This is a genomic window from Myxosarcina sp. GI1 (genome assembly GCF_000756305.1).
GTDB lineage: Bacteria > Cyanobacteriota > Cyanobacteriia > Cyanobacteriales > Xenococcaceae > Myxosarcina.
Map to the genome: position 1 here is coordinate 1 of NZ_JRFE01000045.1, position 20,569 is coordinate 20,569.

Genomic DNA, 20,569 nt, shown 5'->3' on the forward strand with positions numbered 1-20,569 from the left:
TTAGATGTTTACGATTGGCTTTGCCAGTGCGCGTAGCGCAATCGCTCTTGCTATGTATCCAATGAGAACAAATCTAAATCGCCGATAGTTCAAAGAACGAGCGTGGAATATGCTGAGGGAACCTCAGCATTTCCGCTCGATGAAAGCGAAGTAACCAATTCTACTTCACCTAACGACAATGTAGATTCTAATGGCAAGGTAATCTCTGAGATTAACCAAGTCGAACCAAATCGAGACAAAACTCCATCAACCAGATTGAGAGCAACTAAAAACGCTCAGCGTAAAAAGCCCTATAATTTACCACCGTCAAGTAAGTTAAAAGTAACTTTGCTGAAGACAGTAAAAGGTTTTTTAGCAGAGCATAAACTTGATGTGTTTACATCCCAGGACATCATCGACTATCTCTATACCAAGAAACAGCAATCAAACTGGTCGAAAAATCAATTGACTAAAGTACGTCAAGCGATTGGCAATGTGTTGGGAAGAGATAGTTATTTGGGAACGGAATGGGAAAGAGTAAAGCTTGGTACGTATCGGGCTTTAAATTAATCAAGATAAATGCGATCGCCCCCGACACTGGCTTGCACTAATCGTCAAAGTTTGAGCGGCAAAACTAACTACCTGTAAACGAATTATCAAGAGAAGATGAATTTTGTCTTCGAGCGAGAAAAATCACTTTTCAGGCAAGAGGCGTAGGTTTAAAATTGAATCAATAAAAACTCTTATTATAAATACCGCTAGCTGCTGTGAATAAAAAGCTGGCATATATTAAATTCGCACCCAGACTATAACTCAGTCTGGGTGTTATAGTTTGAGACTAAAATTGAATTGTACAAATGATAAATTGTACAATTATTGATTTACTCAAATCAAAGCTTAGTGTTTTAAGCCATTGTTCGGGGTAGAAAATAAAAGAAGGCGAACAATAGATGTGTCTGATAATCGGGCATCTGCCCAAGACACGCAAGCCAATCGCAATTGTTTCTGTCAAGTAACAGCACCGCATCTTTAGCTGTAAGATCGATATAGATTAGCTAAATAAAATCGATGGCAATTCCCCAACTCAATCAGGAAATGATTCGTCGTCATAGCAGTCAATCTTGTTGGCAAAAGGGTCAAGCTTATTATCAAAATGGATGCGTTAGAAGCGTAGTGCGACGAGGACAATCAATTACGGCAGAAGTTGAAGGCAATGAGCTTAGACCACATCGAGTTAATATTGGCTTAGGTAAAGATGAAGTAAACACGGCTTGTTGTAGTTGTTCTAGTGATTTTGAAGGATGGTGCCAACATATCGTGGCAACATTGTTAGTATGCTTGCACCAACCAGAAGCGATCGAACAGCGTCAGAGTTTAGAACAAATCTTAAAGCGTCTTAACAAAGCTCAAACCAAAACTTTGATTCAAAAACTGGTGGCACTTAAACCAGAATTGCTTGATAATATAGAGAATTTTGCCTACTTGAATATTAGGGGACTGAGTTGAAATCTTGTGGGAATGAAGCGATCGGGCTTTCTCTCTGTAATCATGCGATCGCCTCTGGTAGCGCGAAGTCTCGTAAAAAACCACTCAGGGCGGGTAATTTTGTGAGTCACGGTGTCATAGACAGGAATGCTAGAAGCATCTTCTCTAGCCTTGTCGAGCAATTCGGTAGCGGCTCGGATCTGAGTAGCGATCGCCAGAAGGCGATTGCGGCGTTCGATGCCAGCGCGAGCTTCAATGTTGCGGGGGTCGTCGTCTTTAGAGAGGTGAACTACCTTGACTTCTTGCTCTTTAATCTGGGGTGGAAAAATTGCCTCTTTGGAAGTAAGCTTGTTATATTCATAGCTGCGGTAAGGACGCTTGACTACGTAGCGGTGAGCTTCTACGCCTTCAGGAGCGATATAGCTACTGCTCAGATGAGTGATAGTTGATTCCAGATGGGCGATCGCATCTCTAAGATGAGCTAAAGTATCGGTAATGCCTAAAGAATCGGGAGTTTGGGGACAACCGCGACTGGTTAACAAGTAACTAGCAGTTTGTTCTCTAGTCAGACGCACTCGTTCGACGATGCGACGGTTATTTTCCAATCTTGCCAGATATAGCTCTACCCTATCTTCCTCGGTCAACTGAATAAGGGGGATGGCAACGATGCGTGAATTTTACTCCCATATTCCCCTCAAACCTTCGTCTAGAATGAGTTTTATCAACTAGCTGTAGCGACCCTCAAAACTTCTTTGACCAAATAGGATAATTCTTCTTTCCGACGAGAGCCAATATGAAATACAGCGGTTTTTGTACTTACTGCCACCCATAACCAATGATGCTTTCCGCTCTCGTACCAGTGGTTTTCATCCAAGTAAAGTGGGATGCTCCCAAGTTCTGCTTTTTTCGGAGCGGGGGATGAACGGTTACGGAGCTACTTATATGAGTTTTTATATTGGTTTTAAAGTGAGATTTATGAGATTAATAGGCTCGGAATCAAACTAATATAAAACGCAAATCAAGATAGTGATAGTAATTCTGTTACTAAATTGTTCTGAATACAAATTGTGTATTCTCTCTATTTATCTATGCTTTAAAAAGGCAAATTTTGGAGTTTTTTTGCACAATTGATTTTTCAGGTTATTCATCTTCTTGACTTGAATAAAATATGTATGGCTATGGCATTTAAAATACCTAAATTTGAAAACGGTAAGATTCTTTCCGAACAACAATTATACGGACTAGCGAGACTTTCAATAGAGTTTTTCCGTTGGAATTGTGTTGCTGGGAAAAACTTTGGCTTTTTCAAACCTTCAGAAATTGATTTAAACTCGACTTCAAAATCTTGGAATCATTTTGATTTGGAAGATGATAACTTGTTTGTAAACAATCTATGTGTTATTTCACCACAAGGATACCCCTTCATTATTCAAGAGCGCAGAAAAGTCGAAAAAGTAGGGAAAACTTTGTTTGCTGTAGTTTATCTAGCCAAAAATTCGGAATCTTATAATAATGATGGTTATGAAATTGATTTTAAATGGGATCTTCCTGAAATTGAATCAGAACGAGAAGTAGAAGCTTTTTTAATTGAATTGGGGCGGGTAATAGGCGATCGCAGTAAGAGAATTTTTTCAATAACTCCTTTAGTTTTGCAGCTTAATGCTACAAATTACTTGTGGCAAATAGTTTTAAGTTTCCAAGAAAAAATAGAGCAATATATAGAACGGTTAATAGTTGCAGTCAAAGAAAATAATCTTGACTGTAGTGAATATATAGATCGCCTTGAAAGGCTAAGGCTATTTTCTAAATCTGAAAATACCGAAGTAGCTAGATTCATAAATGAAGCTTTATTAACTTTAGAATCTGCTAAGGGATTTTATCACAGATTAATCGATCTCGATCGCCAAAGTTATTCAGACTTACAGGATCGATCTCGTAAAAATTTTCAGGGGCGTGCTTTAGAAAGACAATTAGCAGAAAAATACGGAAATCAAATTGAACCAGAGATATTCGAGCCCATCGATGAACTTTTGAAGATGGAGACAAAAACAGGTCAAGATCGACAAAATTTCATTGAAAAACTGAGTTATTTATTTGCTTCAAATTCGCGTTTTTTTGAAAAGTTACAGACAAATAAAGAAGTTTATCCTAGTAAAGGTTATCCTCAAATTTTTGATGCCAAACGATATTTATATCGATATGAATTGCCATCTTCCGAAAAGGAAGGTCAAAAGATAAACATTAAATTTAATGAAGAGCCAATCAATGTAGCTTTTATTTTTACCAATAAAAAAAATCTTTGCAGTACGGAAACTTTGATTCCTCTAAAGCAAAAATCTCAAAAAGAAGAACAGTCACCAAATAAATACAAACTTGACTTAGCAATAGAAGATTATTTATTTATTGCTGTTCCATCAGAAGAAATAATAAACAAAGTAGAGCTAATTGAAATATAGGAGAACGAATTATGGTTAGTAACTGCCAAGAATGTGATGATTTAATTAGAAACATCAACAGAGAAATTGTTGAGAATAAAGGATTTATGCAAAATCCTCAAGAACAATATAATCAACGTAGTAGATATCTTGAAGTTTTAAAATACACTCTTGAAAACAACAAGCTGTATCATTTATACGATATTTGGCAAGTTTTTTCCCAAGCAAGAGATAAAGCTACTAGAGGCTTTTTTCTAGATTTATGGGATTTATACAACCAGCAAGAAGGTAAATATAAGAACCAGCGAGAAAAAGATATTCTTCGTTATTTTGTCGGTCAAATTCACGACCAATTTGATGAAATTTTATTAGCAAAGAAAATAACTGCTCCTTATCTCTGGCAAAAACATATTCAAGATTTAATAAAATTCATGTGTATAGAAGACAAGCCAGAAATGGAGTTGCAGCGAAAATTGCTTTATTCAATATCTCATCTCTATGTGTATTTATATCCTAATAAATCTATATCTGTTAAAGAAGAAAAAGAATCTTTAATACGTCAATTGCAAATAGCCGAAGCAGCAATTTTTTGTAGAACAATTAAAGGAAAACCTACCATCAATTTATTAGAAATTTTTGATAATGATGAAAATAGTAATCTAGCAAAAGAGTTTACTCGTTCGTTTCTTTATCTGTACAGGTTTGCCAATCATTTTGGAACTGTTAGCCTTGAAGATTTTGTAGCAAGAGCGATTGAGTCTTTAAAAGAAGAAAAATTTATCGAGCGTTTAGGACAAGAAACTGGTAGAAAAATACTAGAGCAACTTTTGCGATATTGGGGTGCAACCGCATCATTAATGAGGTTTTTTCTACAAGAAAAACTAAATTTTAAATTTTATGAATACCATGAGGAAAAACCAATTGAGTTACCCTCACCTCATGGGACGGATAATTTTGTTTATACCATCGGTGCTTCTGGCGTAGGAAAAACATATTTGTTTCATGCTATGGAACACTTTAGTAACACAAATAAAGAACAACTACCTTTATCGATCGAGTATATAGATGCTTCAGAAGAAAATAAAAAATTAGATAGAGAAAAATGGGAAAAAGGTGAAGAGCTAGAAGTAAGAGAGAATTATCTTATGGAGATGCGCTCAAAAGTTCGCCATCTTTGTCGATTTACTTTTTCAGAAATAGAAGATACACATATAGTACTCAAAGAGAGTACTGTGACAAAAAGGCAATCTTTACAAGGATATTTTGAAAGGCGTTTACCATCTGTAATTATCTTAGTATTTTCTACAAAAGAAGAGGATAATTTAAAATCCTATGATTTTTTGATAAATTTACTTGACAGGCTAGCCGAAAAAGACGAACGTTACCGAAATATTCCGATATATTTTACCTTTAATCAATCCGATCGATTGCTCGCCAATAAACAATCCCCAGAAGGGGATCCGCAAATGTTTGATAAATTTCAGAGCTATTTAAACTCTGAAGTAGAACTTAGTAGAGGATTTAACTTCTTTTCGTTACGATATCAACCAGAAGACAAACAAATTAACCCTTTAGAAATTGCTAATAGAACTGAAGCTTGTTGTGCTAATTTAGCATTTGCCCATCGATTAAATTACGATCTTAAAAGAGTACAAAACATAATCAATCGCTTATTAAATGCAAACTTTACTAATTTGAGTTTTATATATACTTGTTCTTTGTTTGAAGCTGACAGTCGGTATCATAGCTTGCAAACTTTATGGAGCGATCTTAGCAGTTTTATTATCAAAGCTACTTACAAAAATGTTGAAAGCTATTATCGGCGAGAATTTAAAGAAAAACTTACTAGTGATTTTCGTAAAGTCGATTTATTTTTTGGCGAAGCAGCGATGACATCTTCTCTTGAAATCGATCGAGACATTTTCAAGAGCTTAAATAAAGCTCCAAATTTTGATGTCATGAGAAAAGACTTTAATAATGTTCTGAAAACAATTGAAAATAACAGAGATCGAGATGCGAGCGATATTTTATCCTTGATTTCTGGATTTGAACCGATTCAATCTGCCTTAATTAGTTTTGTTCAAGAGAAAGAATTTATTGATAGTTTTTTAACTAAATTGCTTAGAGCAAATTTGAAAGAGCTTGGTATGCCTCTAGAACAAAGTTACATTTATAACACAAAAACTTCACAGTTTATAGATTTTTATGTGAGAGAAATAGAATTTATCGAACCAGATACTATCAACTATTATGATAATATTTGGTGGTTTAATGCCGAATCTAGAAATGTTGATTACTTTATAGAAGATCCAGAATATCAGCCAGTAGCGCGAGAAATTCGAGACATTTTCTTTAAAATAATAACTGATTATAACAATGGTAAACCTAAACAACATCAAATACAAATAAATCAGGACAATCTAGAAACAATAATCAAGCTATTACCCAGACAGCTTCGAGCATTTGATATTGCTAATAGAAGTGAAGCATTTGAAGCTTCAATCAACGATAAGTTCTTATTTTCTAAAGTTTTAGATAACGAAATTGCTCTATGTCGAGTTCAATGTGGAAAATTTGACGATCGCGATCGCAGCTTAATTTCAGGAACTGGAAGCGAACAAACAATTTTTGAAAGGTTTTGTGAACTTGATGATGAAGAGGAATCTAAAAAATATTGTCAGCTTTTAAGCAATTATTTGCCTAAATATCCCAAAAAACCTAAGTATTCACAGTTCATTTTGGTTAAGAGACACGAGTCTGACGAGATTAAAGTTGAATTTGATGAAATTAAAATTAGTGTAGTAACAAATTTAGAACAAAAATTAAAGGAACAACAAAATTTATTACTCAAGATGATCTCAATTTTATCAAAAAATTGGCGACAATTTAAAAGCATAGATCTTAGCATCTCAAATAAACATAACTATGAAGAATATATTGTTAATTTGTATTTAGCACAATACTTACTGAAAATACTAAAGGCGCAAGGATTTGATGTTAAATTATTTCAAGAAAAACCTCAAGAAATAATAAGCCTAATTCTAAATTTGTTTAGCAAGATAGCTAATCTTTTAGAACGCACACAAAAATCTAAAACACAGATAAATTTAGACGATTTTAGAGAAGATTATCAATCTATAAAACTAAGTCGCAATTTGTTGTCATTAAATTCTAGAGATATACCCAAGCAAGCAAAAGAAATAGAATTAGAGTTAAAAACAGCTTTCATTATTTATCAGGAAATTTTTGATCGGGTCGATCGAGATGAAGAACGTTTAAAATCTTTGTTAGAAGACATAATACAGCAATCTAGTTTTCTGCAAACTAATGAGTACAATAATTTCTTAAAAGTCTATGAGAAAAAACGTAAGTTATTAATCATACAAGAACGAGTAGAATACTTACGAACATCAAAATGGATTGAAGATTTACAATGGTTAAATGATTCTTTCAGGGAATATACTAATATTATCTGGGGAAACTTGACTTCTATCGATCCAAAGAAAATCAAGCAACTTTTGACTGAAAATATAGACGAATTATTGAAAAGAGAATTATTTTCTCAAAATAAATAGTTTTCTAAGAAGCAAGTTGTTTCGAGCGATATTTTAACAAACTTTTGAATAAGTAATTGTTAGTAATCAACAGACTAAAAACTTGATTCATTATTATTGTTAAATGCAAAAAAGCCTGTTATTGAGGTAATCTGTCTAAAATGAAAAGCTTCACAATTGTTTCTCAACCAACTTATCAAGATCGAAAAAGTAATGAATGGAATTATTTTTTTCCTCAATATGAATACGACTCATTTTCCATCAGATTAAGAGCAGATCTAGATTCTTTGAAAAAAGCAGTAAAAACCTTAGCAGGAAAAAGTATAGAGTCGGGAGCTTCTCTAAAATTAATTCATCCTGATTCTGCAAATCTTACTACTGTTTGTATTTGGAGGCACCAACAAGATAATAAATATTACTTAAAATGTCATCTAGAAGATGTTTCGATATTCGATCGCCTTTCAGATAGACTTGGAGCAAACAACTTATTATATTTACCCGAACTTAGAGGTAAAAAGCTAATAGATTTTCGTAATAAAAGTAACTTTGATAAAACCTATCGCTATCAAGTTATCAAACTAGAAAAATTAGGATTTTCCAGTTCTTTAGCTAGCAAAAAAAGTGAGTGTTATGGAGCTTTTTTCAAACAAGTAGAAAGCGATGTGGGGGTAGACCCAGAGATAATAGACCTAGAATGCGATCCCAATATTACGGGCGATCGCCTGGATGGTTACTATCCCGTAGGCTGGCTAAATCCAGTAATTCTTACTCTTTCTTTGGATGAAAACGATTTAGAACACATCGAAAATGCTAAGGAAAATGAATATCTTAATGCTCTTAGCTTATTTATCGATCGCTCGGCTTTACTCTCAGTCGAACCCCATATTGATGAAAGTTATAACTTGCGAATTAGTTTTCTAATTAAACTCTGTCAAATAATTCAACAGCATCAACAAAATCAAGCTAACAATGCAAATTTAAGTCTCGTTGAATATATTCTTCTAGGGTCTCAATATCATCAACCATGGAAACCTTTTTTAATTCTAGATTTACTTGGGGGTGAGTTTCATGCTCGCCAAAATGTGCGCCAAAATCTAGAGCGCGAACAATTACTGATTGGTTGGAAATCGCCTCAAGATGCAAAATCAAATAAACTTTGGTTGGCTTCCTATTGGCTCGAAAAATGGATCGACTCTTCAGAAATAAACATCCAGCAAGAAGTCGATGTAGTCCCTCCACCTTCGTCGGCTCGACCTTATCGTTCTAGTAGAGGTTTGGTAACTTTTCAGGTAGACGATTTATCCGATATTTCATTAACTTCTGCGTTAAAGCAACATCCTCGATATAGAGCCGATAGCCAAGCAAATAATCTATATCGCTTCTTATTTGAATTGTTTACCGAGCCTGAATTTACTGAAGTAAAACAAACTTTAGAAAAATTTCCTTACGATAATTTTTTACGTATTGAGGATCGAGACAAAGGATTGGTCAAGTTTGACGATGTTGATTTCTGGAATTACTTCAGTAATAGCCATGTTATCCCAGAATCTAAAATATTAGTCGCTATTCCCAATCGAGATAATAAGTTTTTAGATCCGATTAATTCAATAAACTTTGGAGCGTATCACTTTTTATGGTCATTGTTTAACTCTTTCGATCGCGAGCGAGAACGAGAACAGGTAGACTTCGACAATGATTTTGGCTGGTGGAATGATTGCCACCGCACCATATTTAACGAGCGTTGGGATGTGTGGTTGAATTTTATCATCAGACGTGGATTTGTCATCCAAAAATCGATTCTCGGACAAGATTATTTAGGTCAGAAAGCCAACCAAGCCGATTGGAAAGATACAAATATTCGTTTTTCTCGTACTTGAGAAAACGATCTTGTGCCAACAGTACCTCCCCCGTAGATTCCGCTTGCGTTCGCTTCATCAATACTTTTCATAACTCGATTCATCTGTATCTGTTATGTCTGCACAAAAATTTCGTCAACTACTTCAAACAACCATTAACCAAGCCAATCAAAAAAATCCTAGAGAAATAGGTACTTTAGCCCATTTGCTAATTTATTGTCTTCAACAAAATTATCGTTATCAATCCAAATCTAGTAATGGTAGGGATTCCATTTCAATCGTTATCGATCGGGTAAACTCGGCGATCGCTCAATACGCTGTTGCTTCTAGTAACTCTCAAGAAAATAATTTTTTTATTAGTTATGACATAGAGCTAGCTGTTAGCAACTATGAGAATTTTATTCACAGTCGCTCTGGACAAAACCGACTTACGGATAACGCAATTCATTGGCTTTTAGAAGGAAATTTTGAAGACAAATTTTTAAAGTTATGTCGCAAGATTTGTCGAGAGCAAGGGGTCGATACTCTTTTTCTAATGCCTGAATTTTCCGAGCTAACAGTTGCCGATCTGGGGTTTGGCATCCTAATCGATGCTGAATGGATCGGAACGCAAAACGATTTACCTTTTTTAGGTCGCCAGGCAGATCTTGAGAAACATTTAGGTTTTTTATCTCTTGTAATCCGTCAAAGGAGACACTATTTATTAGAAGGATATCAGGGGGTAGGTAAATCTGTTTTTTTACGAGAATTAATTAAAAATGCTTTAGCTCGCTGGCGAAGTTCTGGCGATCGCTTATTAAGTAATGTTCGTTTTATTTTATTCGAGCGACAAGATTTTATCTATTCTGAAGAAGACAATCGAACTCGTCTTACCCGCCTATATCAATATCTCCAAGCCAATCCTCAAGTAATTCCCATATTCGACAGTTTTGAAACAATTTTAAATCCGACTCTTTCAGTTTACGAAACCTTTGTCAATCTTTTTGGTGGCATTTTGTCTACCACTGGACGCACTTTTATCTTAGTATGTCGCACAGAGAAAGCTTTAAGTTCGAGCTTACTCGAACCGATCCAAAACTATACATTGTCACCTCTATCTCCTACAGTCACTTTAGAAATTGTTTCTAAGAAGATGGAGCAATTAATCGATCGCTCCAGAATAAAGTTAGATTTTGAGACTTCAAAGGAAGAATTTTGTTCTTTATTAATTAGCCTAGCTTCAGAAAGATATCCCGAGCGTTTTTTCCCAGAAATTGCCCTGCATCTGACAGAAAGTACCTTAAATAGAGCAATCAACCGCATTGCCTATCTCAAACATCCACCTTTAGACAAAATTCTCTTTGCAGATTTATGGGAACACATTGCCGAAGAACAATCCATTGGGACTGAAATGTTAGGGAAAGATCCAGACGAATTCTATCAAAAAGTACAATCGAATCTCAAAAAGCAAGTTATCGCTCAAGATACCGCCGTAGAAACAGTCTGTAAAGTGCTACAAAAAATGGCTAAGTGTCCTCCACGCAAAACGCCTCGTGGTAGATTTCTTTTTGTTGGGCCTCCTGGGGTGGGAAAAACTCATTTAGGCAGAAAATTAGCGATTCATCTGGGTTTGGGAGATGAAGCCTTCTTTATCTTCAATATGTCAGAATATTCTTCCGAAAGTGCCAGGACTCGTTTTATGGGAGCAGATCCAGGTTACGTTGGTTATCGCTCTACTAGAACTATTTACGATCTAGTTAGATCTCGCCCCTCTTGCGTTATTTTGCTAGACGAGATCGACCGCGCGGATGCTTCGATACAAGATATCTTGCTGAGTATTCTCGAAGGAGAGGGAAAAGACGCTGAAGGTAAAATTGTTTATTTTTCGCAAGTTATTTTCATCATGACCACCAACCAAGGTCAAGAACAAGTAGAAGAAATTTATCAAAATACCTCTGCGATCGATAATAATTCTAGAACAATATTGGCAGATAGTTTTAGCGACGAATCTTTACGCAGATTAATTCTTCAAGGTGCGATCGACGAAACTGAAATAGCCATGCAAAATTGTTTGCTCGCACAGATAGGCGATCTCAAACATAAATTCGATGAGTCCCAATCGCTCCAAGACTCATTTCAGCAAAACGGAGAAATGCTAATCGAGAGATATATCGATCTCAAAAATCGTTACCATCGCCTCGAATACGTACAGAGAAAAACACCTTTAGATCGTGCGTTTCTCGATCGCGTTGATTTTGTCATTCCTTTCTTTCCTATTAAAGAACCACAATATCTCAAGCAAATCCTCGATTTAACCTTAGAAGAATTTGGCTGGAAAGATTGCCCTTACGCCATTAAAGAGCGAATAGTAACCAAGGCATTAGAGCCAAAACAATCTATTCGTTGTATCGAACGTCTGGTTAAGAAATATCTAGCTGAAAGCTAGTAATACCCAGTACCCAGAACCAGGCTACAAATGGGTGCTTGGAAGTGAGGAGAGGAATTTATCTGTAGCCATTCTATTTCAAAATTTTGTCAATCTATAAAATCACAGTAAGTAGGTAGTACGATGCTAGACCCAAAACAATTAGAACTATTAAAAAAATCGAATAAAACCTTAGCAATCATAGGACGTTTTAATAGCGAAGACGAGCAAATTCGATATGTATTTAAAAACTCTGGCGGAAAAGATGGAAAGATAAGCGTAGCGGATTTATTTGCCAAACTCAAACCAGAATTACGCTCCTCAAGCAAGGGGACTCTACCGATTGGTGACACAATATTTAATCAATATGAATTAGATACCCCTTTAAAGGTAAAAAATAAAGGCTATTCACAACCAATTTTGTTTGACAGTCCTTTACTCGATGGAACTGTTTATTCTGGAGAAGAAGCAAAGGGAATACAGCAGCAAGGAAAGGAAGTAGTTAGGCAACTTGTTGAAAGCCTCGATACCGTAGCATATTTTACTCATAGTCATTTTACTAAAAGCTTACTCAAGATAGCCAAACACTATCTGTTTTTGGAAGCCAACGAACATCTAGAACACAAAATTGCTGAGGATGCACAGTGGTACAAAACGATTAATTCCGATAACTCATTTTGTTCGGTTATAGTCCAATACCTAACGGCTCACGAACAAGATGAGCCAGAAATCGAAACTGCTTTTCGCAAGTCCTTAAAAAGCTTTAAAGATGACTCAGGGCAAATCTATAAAGACGAACAAGTAGATAAGTTAGCCGAAGCTTTAATTAGATGTAAAAGGGTAATGCTCGATCGAGCAGAAGATGAAACCTGGAGTAAAATTGCCAAAACGAAAAACTTTAGCTGGCTAAAAAATTATCCTAGCGATCCCGATTATGGAATATCCCATCCTCAAATTGGTAAAAAAATAGGCGATAAAAACTTTTTGGCTTATTACAACGGTTTTATAGATGCTTCCGATAAAATTCATCGACTCGTAAGGACTCAAGCAATTCATTCGAGTGTCTTCTGTTGGTTAGCTAGTAAATACCAAGAATGGGATGTGACAAGTCAAACCGAAGCTGGTGGCAAAATGTATAGCATTGGCGTAGAAGATCAGGGAGACAAACGGATTCGGGGAGAAAGCAGAGAAGCGAAAAATAGGAACTTAAAGTTAATTCAAGAAGCAAAAGTTGCAGAACAAATTGCTAATCAGATTGAAGGAGATAGTAATTATCTGATTTTTGCCGAGAAAGCTGAAGATAATATTTTTGCAGTATTATTACCAGACCGTGCTGTAACTTTGAAAGATTTACGTTTGCGAGCCAAAAATACTTTTAAGAAGCTAAACCAGATAGCAGGAGGAAAAGCTGGACAACTTCTCAAAGAAAATGATGAGTTTAATCAGCTATTTGTTAAATATTACAGAACTATCTTGAATACTGACCCCGATACAAATGCTGAAGCTGAAGAACAAGTCAAAGAATTTTCGGATAGATTAAGTAAGCAAGCAGCCAGAGACAAAGAAGCAGAAAAATTCAAAGACTTTAATATCAAGGAATTTATTGATGCTGTAATCGATGAAGCCAAGCAAGAAGAAGGAGATAAAAGTTTCAAAGTTAAAGTAAAAGAAGCCTTTGTCAAAGAATTTGCTCGGAAGAGCAAGAATCGTTTTGCTGAAGAATATTTAAAAAATCAAGTCCAAATTAAAAATGAAGAACAACTAGCACATGACCTTTACGATTTGCGGAGCGGACATGAAGTTATTGCTAAAGAAGAAACAGCAGGCTCTCCCGTATATGTAATGACAGATTTGTCCATGCCTGATTTTGAAAGTATAGACAAAGATATCAAAAAAGCACGCAAACAGAAAACTCAACAAGCTGTTCAAACGGCTGCACGGAGTAGCTTAATTACTTCAGTTACCGCACCAAAACCGAAAGTACTCGAATTAATTCCAGCTAATACTTCAGGCGAGGTAACAGACGGTGAAGGAAATAAAATTGGTAGTTACAAAATTCAAGAAAATAACATTGAGTTAGAAGCTGAAGATATCCAAACAGCAGAGTATTTTGATAGCGCAGAAGCAGAGATACAGATTGAAGATAAAACATATAAAGTTCAGGAGTTGGATATTCCCGAACTAATGGATTTCCCCAAAGCAGATGAAATTGAAAGAATCAATACAATTGCTGAAACTACTCAAAACAATTACGAGCAATTGTCAAGATCGATGGATAAAATTCTCAGTAAGTATCGCGATGAATATTCTGAAGAACCAGACCCAGATTTTAATCGTGCTTTTCGTTCTCTGCTGCTATGCGAATATATCCAAGCTGCACCAAAAGGAACAACCCAAATCGGTCGCGAAGACCTAAGTAACATTTTGGGTTTGATGGTTGATATTGTCGAACATCTAGGAGAAGTAGACAACAGTAAAATTTTAGATGGGGTACTCAGTAAAGAACCCGAACTTCTACAACTATTACAAAAAATCAATCTGAGTCAGTATTATCCAGTAGAAGAAGGAGACACAGGAAAAAGAAATATTTCTAAAATTCTTCAATACCATTACGAGTTATGTAAAAAGCTAAATAACGTCCAACAGTATCTTCAAGAGCTAGCAGAAATCAAAAGCTTTTTTGAAATAATGCAGCGGACAGACTTAGAAATTGTATTTTTAAATACTACCGTTCAAGAATACGGAGATATATACAAGATCGATGATTATGAAACTTTCTCTTTTAACGCTGATTGTCCTTCAGTAGTTTATCTGACCTCCCAATCTGAGGCTAGCGAAGGTTTGACAACACTAGCAGAGACTCTAGCTCAATTAATTGAAGATACTGATAATGCTAGTAACTTGCAGATTCCCATATTTGTAAGTCCACAAAATTTACTAGCAGACAAAGTTCCTTTACCGCTACCGCTAGTTTGTCCGACAACAGAATTTAATTTGCCTAACTTAGTAATTGATGAAAGTGGCTCTTCTGACAAGCAAAAGCTAAATATAGTTGTCGATTGGTCGGAACATCAAAACAGAAACAGTTATTTATTGCTAAGTACGGCTACGATGTTGCCAGATTCATCCCTGGTAATGGGTTCTGTAGAGAACTTTAAACCACCAGTAAGTATGAAAATACGCAAAGATTTTGATATCAATCTGAGCAAGAATCAAACAGTAGTAGATTTGTTACGTCACTTTTGGTTAAGTCCAAATTGTAAGCTGCTAGATAATCTGATATTCACTAAGTGGTTGAATGTAATAATATTAGCCAAACGAAAAGATCCCAGCATCAATATCAAAGAACAATTTGGTCAAATACTTGATGAGAAGCTTTGGGATACTAAAGAATTACCAGACATTTGCCATGCTGCTTTTTCAACAGTAAAAGAATTAGCCGATCTTTCTCTTAAAGTAGAACTCAATAATCAATTTGCACGTCCTACCGCACTGGGAGGAGGAAACTTTTCTATTACAGACAAATATGGTACGTCTTTAGAACAGGAAGAACAGTACATATTTGAATTGCCTTGGAAAGAGATCTTTGCCAAAGAAATCAAATAATGAGTCTTAGATAAAAATGTTCGAGAGGATATCTGCTAAGTTTTAGTAACTATATTAAGTGTAAGGAATTTGTATAAATAACTAAAATTACTTTTCAGGTATCTTCTAAGCTTAGATAGATGCAATACTCATGAAATAGAGGACAAAAATATGCCTTACGAATTAGTTCAAACAAGCCCAGGAAGTATAAACGTAACCAAGAATTTAGAGAGCTTTTGGTTTTTTTACAACTTTAACGTAGACGAAGCTACTAAAAAGGTTGAGATTAAACGAGGTTTTTTTGCAGCCTATATTTGTCAAAAATCAGGAAAGCCTTTTATTGAAAGTTTGGAAGATTCGAGCGAGAAAAAAGAAGATTTATACAGAAAATTGGAAATCTCTAACGTCGGAAAACAAAAAGTTAGTATCAATCAGGCGCGATTAGTAGATAGTAGATTTTCTCAATTTAGTAATGAAGTTTCACAGCTACATCTTTTTGATTTGTCTGACGAAGACGAACATAAAAAAGAGTGGCTGGATACCAAAGGATGGTCTCCAAAGTTTAAAAATCCTACCAAAAATGATGATGGTAAGTATTTTCTCAAGCAAACATTTTCTCTCGGTCAAGTAACAGACCGCCATATATACTGGCTAGCTACACAAGCGAATGCAAACGGAACAGAAAGATTTGCTGTGGCAGTACCATTTATTGCTAACTCCCTTATGGGAACTATTCTCGCGCTACACCAGCAGGATTTGCCTAAAATCCAAATTTCAGTAGATGAAAAATCTTGGCCATATCCCAGCGAGCAAGAATTGCCAGGAGCAATTAACGGCTATGTGATGGTAGCTGAAGGAGCTTTTAAAGCTATTACCTTAAGCGGGGAAGTAGACAATCTGATCGAACAAGTTACATCAGATAAACCTTCCGAAGAAATTCTAACTTACCTTTCTCGAATAGTTCATAATTATCCGACACCTATTTCCAGAACTTTAAATACAGCACCGAATACTAAAAGCAATTCAGTTGTGCCATCTGAGCCAGAATTACCAATTGAAGTTCTTTATATGCAAGGACTTAATAGTACCAATCCAGTCGATCTGATTGTCAAATAATTAAACAGAGTTTTGGTAGAGTCATAAAAATTTCTCACAATGAATAAACCGATTGTCAAAGTTAAGGAAAAAGAATACTCTGTCTCTAATATTTCTGTCGTCTTAAAAGTTAATTCAGGCTCTCTAATTCATTTAAGATTGTCTGAAAAATTAGACGGGACAGAACATAAACTATCCAATGAAGAAGCTTTTAAGCAGGAATTTTTCCAAGATATCTGTCGAGAAGAAGAAGGCAGTTTTCAATGGGGAGGAACAACTCTTAAATTTATCTTAGTCGGCTCTAACAGTTCAGAAGGTAGTACATTTGAGTTAGTAGGTTTGGCTGTAAAAAAAGATTTAATTGAATGGTTCAATCAAAATAACTTTAAAGACAACAAACAAGATTATTTAATCTATCAAAAAACAAAAGGCAAGAATAGTTGGGATTTTTTAGAAAAGGCGATCGGCAATAAGTTCCAAAAACCAAATCAGGATTTTGTCGAAAGACTAAAGTTATTGTTTCCCGAAAATGGCTGTATCTGGCGATACAAAGACTCTAACAACTTTCATTTTTTAAATCGGGCGATCGCTTTTGCCAGCAGACATTTACCCGAAGTACAAGGTTGGTGTGCTTTTGATGCGGATAAACCGCTTCGCTTGATTCTATTTGAAGAAAAAAAGCAAGATCGGACAATTCCCAAACTCGATTCTACCTGGAATGCATTCGATCTTTTTCTGCCGAATCGTTACAGTTGGAATCGATGGTTAGATCGCTCTTGTACTTTATCTCGCGATCTCGATCTCAAACCAGGTCAAGAAATAGCCTTGATCGAACAACTGGTGAGTCATGGATCTAACGAAGACGAACAAAAGGGTCTGAGTTTTCAAGGGCAAAATCCAACGCGATTGCTATTCGTTCCTGGAACTATAAATATAGGCGATAAAAATATATTTTGTCATACGGTAAGTTATGACTTTAAGTTACCAGCATTTGATACAGAATCTCCATCAGTCACGATGAAAATAGAGCTTGATTATCCAGAGCGTCAGATAGGAGACAATGAAGTAGTATCTTTACGACTGCCAGGAAAATTTAAAGCTTGGGAACAAGAAACAGACGAAGAAACACAGGTAAAAATAGCACCTTCGGATGAGTTCAATAACTGGGGCATCATAGATGAAAAAGACCAAAGTATAAAATCTGGAGGTGATGCGGTTTTATTCACTCAAATATTATCTCCGACTTACTCTGACAAAAAATACAGCGGTATCTACATCAAACACGAACAAGACGATGAGATGATTGTCGATATTCATCCCTGTGGTGTTCCTTTAGCATTAGGTTCGGTGCAAAAATATCGTAAAGAATTGGAAGAAGCAGATATCACTCTTTGCGGAGAAAAATTAGCAATTTCTGTTTCACCGCACAATCAAAAATTAGCTGATTCTGAAGCAATTATTCTCGATAATTCAGAAATTAAGTTAAATCATGGTAAGAAAATCTTCGGACAAGCTCAACAGCAAGTTGATTTCTTATCGCAAAATATAGAGCTAGGTTCGTCACAGCTAAACATTAATTCTGCAAATACCCAAATCAAATCTTTGGTAAATATTTCTTTTCCTTCTCCCAAAGTTCCTACACCTAACATCCCTAGTACTTTAGGAGTTGCTGGAACATCCGATAGTGAAAGTAAAACCAATAAGAGTTCGTCGAGTAATGCAGGAAACAGCAGCTCGAAAAGCAGTCAACCTAACTCAGCACTCAGCCAAGGAAATAGCGAATCATCTTCCCAACAGGTTTTGATGAAAACTATTGATGGTAGTACTAAACCCTTGCAAATTACCCCAGATACCAAAATTAGCGAAATCAAAGAAATGTTGGGTTACGAATCTGCTGATGTTTATCTCGTTCACGGTGGTAAACGACTTGATGAGAATGCAACAGTAGCTGACTACCCGAATATACAAAAAGATAGCACTATTGAAACTCGCGGACGTTTACGAGGTGGGGACAAGAAACGGAAATGGGATGAAGGCACATACGGAGACAGAACATATGAAACTAAACGAATTAAAAAAGAGACAGGGTATGAAGTTAAGGGAAATACGCATGAATATGAGCACGTAATTCGCGACTCTGTGACGAGGGAAGGCTATGAGCCTTCTGGGGCTGGGCGTAAAAAAGATAAAGGAGATTTGGAAAAAACTGGTTACGCCTATGCAGAGACTAAGGCCGCACATCGAAAGCATCCTGGGACAGGGAACAATACAGGAAATAATTTGAGTGGAATGAGCAGTTCTGAATACTCTAAAACCCAATCAGAAGCGTTACGGGGGTCAGATGAACCTGATATTCATCGCGCGGTAGCGATAAACCAGTTGGGCTACGCACACACCCCTGAATTTGTAGAAAAAATTAACACAGAGGAAGGTAAAGTCGCGACAAATTCATACGCGAACATGGTTAATAATATGAAAGATGTGAAGTATGCTGGGGGAGAGGGCGAGATCGAGAGTGTGCAGGTACCCCCTGAGCAGAAAGCCCAAATGTTAGCAGATAGGAAAAGTGCGGAAACAGGGATTTATCATGAGGCGACAACCGCAGAAGACGGTTCACCAGAAATCAGACCGATACCCGAAGCCAATAACTCAAGAAACATAAAGGATGAACACAAATGGGCATGGATGCAAGTAAGAAAGAAGAAGAAAAAGATCGAGGAGATTCGGGAAAGTCAAAATTTAAAAAATCGTAAACAGAAACTATCAGCTGCAGAAAAAGATTTGAAGGAATTTGAGGATAGGTGGAGGAAACTCATGGAGCTGAGGGGGGACGATGTTTAATCTATCCCACAATATGATTTTTGTTGAAAATCTGAATATTTTTAATCACTAAAAACGAGAAATTAGGGTCTTGAGATAATTTTTACCAGGAAAATAAGCCTTCTTTGAATAATGGGATAAGTTCATTTAAGCATGAAGGGTTTCGTTCAGAAAGAATAGTTCAGAAAGAATAACAGTAGAAAATGCCCAAACAAGTAGTAATGGGAGCAACGCTAAAATGCTCCTTTGGAACAACACCAAGTTCACTAATAGTTATACCCAAAGGAACGCCAACCATAATAGAGGGAAAGCTAGCAGCGACGATTATGGATTTTAGACCCATAGTCAATATTCCTTCCTTTAGAATGTGTAACTCTAAGATAAATCCAATAGCACCTGCTTGCGTACCAGTTATTCCTGCCCCTTGGGCACCTGGTACCGCAACCTTCTCAATTAACACTCCTCTAGCACTTAATGATAGCTGTAAGTGTATGTGTGCCTGGGGTGGCGTTATCCAAATTACTAATCCTGGGCAGTCTATTGTATCAGTACCATAAACAAAACGGCGTTGCACCATCATCTCGCAACTATGCAACGCCAACAAAATTTGTGTTGAAAAAACTCGCTTGATACTGAGTTCATGACTTAAGTTTTTCGTTCGGTTTTAAGGTCTAGTCTATCTACCTTTGATGCTATATAACTCAGATTTTTGCCAGTTTTAGTCAAATTTAATTTTATTCGGTCAATTAATTTGTTAATTCTACGCTTTTTTTGGCGATCGCGAAGGGAATTTGAAATTGCAAAGGTAGTTAAACCAATTAAAATCGTCAGACCAATTTTTCTAAATGGAGAACTATTTATTTGTTTTAGCCATTCTATAATTTTAGGTAAAGAGATATTTACCTGCTTCAGCCATTCAGCAATTTTAGGTAAAGAATTACCAAGCAAGTCTATTCGACCTAAGCCAAAGAAAATTATTGCCATAAATACTAGACTCATCACAATCGGTAGGATAGGCAAACTAGATTTCAATGCTATTTCGCGATTAAAATTCAATTCTTCTAAAGTACTGCGAAAATCTTTGCCTAAATCGGGGTGGCGTTGGGTTAGTTTTCGCAACCATGCACCGTTATAATGAGTGCTAATAAACCAGTTTTCTACTTCCGATCCAACGATATTGTTCGCTATAGTTGCATTTAACCGACCTGTTTTTCTTATTTCTTTCCGAATCAGTGTTTCGACAATCTCTACAAATGATTGCCACTGAGTATTAAATTCTGATTCCCAGCTCATGCTGCAATCTCCCGATTAATATTGTTAATTTCGTTTGGGAATTTTCTTTTAGAAAATTCCCAA

12 protein-coding genes are annotated in these 20,569 nt (G+C 36.1%); 10 read left to right on the plus strand and 2 right to left on the minus strand.

The features are described 5' to 3' along the window. Positions 1 to 102 precede the first annotated feature (102 nt). The gene (locus KV40_RS25950; RefSeq protein ID WP_036487444.1) at positions 103 to 549 is read left to right on the plus strand and encodes a hypothetical protein; all 447 of its coding nucleotides are present in this window, start codon (positions 103 to 105) and stop codon (positions 547 to 549) included. A gap of 498 nt (positions 550 to 1,047) precedes the next feature. After that, positions 1,048 to 1,485, plus strand: coding sequence for an SWIM zinc finger domain-containing protein (locus tag KV40_RS25955; protein WP_036487445.1), 438 nt, complete (start codon positions 1,048 to 1,050; stop codon positions 1,483 to 1,485). Here the strand turns inward: KV40_RS25955 and KV40_RS25960 are convergent. Further along, entirely contained in the window at positions 1,458 to 2,108 is a 651-nt protein-coding gene (locus KV40_RS25960) for a hypothetical protein (protein WP_072013911.1), read from the minus strand. The genes KV40_RS25955 and KV40_RS25960 overlap by 28 nt on opposite strands. Positions 2,109 to 2,621: 513 nt before the next feature. On the opposite strand from KV40_RS25960, the gene KV40_RS25965 reads away from it, so the two are divergent. From KV40_RS25965 to KV40_RS37475, 8 genes are all read left to right on the plus strand, one after another. After that, positions 2,622 to 3,920: a hypothetical protein gene (locus tag KV40_RS25965; protein WP_156114188.1), complete on the plus strand. Its 1,299-nt coding sequence runs from the start codon at positions 2,622 to 2,624 to the stop codon at positions 3,918 to 3,920. Between the two features lie 11 nt (positions 3,921 to 3,931). Beyond that, entirely contained in the window at positions 3,932 to 7,474 is a 3,543-nt protein-coding gene (locus KV40_RS25970) for a hypothetical protein (protein ID WP_036487447.1), read from the plus strand. 140 nt (positions 7,475 to 7,614) lie between these two features. Next, positions 7,615 to 9,330, plus strand: coding sequence for a hypothetical protein (locus tag KV40_RS25975; RefSeq protein WP_036487448.1), 1,716 nt, complete (start codon positions 7,615 to 7,617; stop codon positions 9,328 to 9,330). A 94-nt stretch (positions 9,331 to 9,424) separates the two neighbouring features. Then, positions 9,425 to 11,734, plus strand: coding sequence for an AAA family ATPase (locus tag KV40_RS25980; protein WP_036487449.1), 2,310 nt, complete (start codon positions 9,425 to 9,427; stop codon positions 11,732 to 11,734). A gap of 123 nt (positions 11,735 to 11,857) precedes the next feature. Beyond that, on the plus strand, positions 11,858 to 15,319 hold the full coding sequence (locus KV40_RS25985; RefSeq protein WP_036487450.1) for a hypothetical protein: 3,462 nt from the start codon (positions 11,858 to 11,860) through the stop codon (positions 15,317 to 15,319). Positions 15,320 to 15,469: 150 nt separating this feature from the next. Next, entirely contained in the window at positions 15,470 to 16,414 is a 945-nt protein-coding gene (locus tag KV40_RS25990) for a hypothetical protein (RefSeq protein WP_036487451.1), read from the plus strand. Between the two features lie 39 nt (positions 16,415 to 16,453). After that, entirely contained in the window at positions 16,454 to 19,234 is a 2,781-nt protein-coding gene (locus KV40_RS25995; RefSeq protein ID WP_036487452.1) for a ubiquitin-like protein, read from the plus strand. Positions 19,235 to 19,434: 200 nt separating this feature from the next. Beyond that, entirely contained in the window at positions 19,435 to 19,770 is a 336-nt protein-coding gene (locus KV40_RS37475) for a DUF4280 domain-containing protein (protein WP_371260838.1), read from the plus strand. A gap of 88 nt (positions 19,771 to 19,858) precedes the next feature. Here the strand turns inward: KV40_RS37475 and KV40_RS26005 are convergent, their stop codons facing one another. Then, on the minus strand, positions 19,859 to 20,506 hold the full coding sequence (locus KV40_RS26005) for a hypothetical protein (RefSeq protein ID WP_036487454.1): 648 nt from the start codon (positions 20,504 to 20,506) through the stop codon (positions 19,859 to 19,861). Positions 20,507 to 20,569 lie beyond the last annotated feature (63 nt).

What these genes read in the sequence shown, in the direction of transcription:
- KV40_RS25955 (WP_036487445.1), top strand. Translation starts at nt 1,048, where the DNA reads ATGGCAATTCCCCAACTCAATCAGGAAATGATTCGTCGTCATAGCAGT.
- KV40_RS25970 (WP_036487447.1), top strand. Translation starts at nt 3,932, where the DNA reads ATGGTTAGTAACTGCCAAGAATGTGATGATTTAATTAGAAACATCAAC.
- KV40_RS25975 (WP_036487448.1), top strand. Translation starts at nt 7,615, where the DNA reads ATGAAAAGCTTCACAATTGTTTCTCAACCAACTTATCAAGATCGAAAA.
- KV40_RS25980 (WP_036487449.1), top strand. Translation starts at nt 9,425, where the DNA reads ATGTCTGCACAAAAATTTCGTCAACTACTTCAAACAACCATTAACCAA.
- KV40_RS25985 (WP_036487450.1), top strand. Translation starts at nt 11,858, where the DNA reads ATGCTAGACCCAAAACAATTAGAACTATTAAAAAAATCGAATAAAACC.
- KV40_RS25990 (WP_036487451.1), top strand. Translation starts at nt 15,470, where the DNA reads ATGCCTTACGAATTAGTTCAAACAAGCCCAGGAAGTATAAACGTAACC.
- KV40_RS25995 (WP_036487452.1), top strand. Translation starts at nt 16,454, where the DNA reads ATGAATAAACCGATTGTCAAAGTTAAGGAAAAAGAATACTCTGTCTCT.
- KV40_RS37475 (WP_371260838.1), top strand. Translation starts at nt 19,435, where the DNA reads ATGGGAGCAACGCTAAAATGCTCCTTTGGAACAACACCAAGTTCACTA.
- KV40_RS26005 (WP_036487454.1), bottom strand. Translation starts at nt 20,506, where the DNA reads ATGAGCTGGGAATCAGAATTTAATACTCAGTGGCAATCATTTGTAGAG.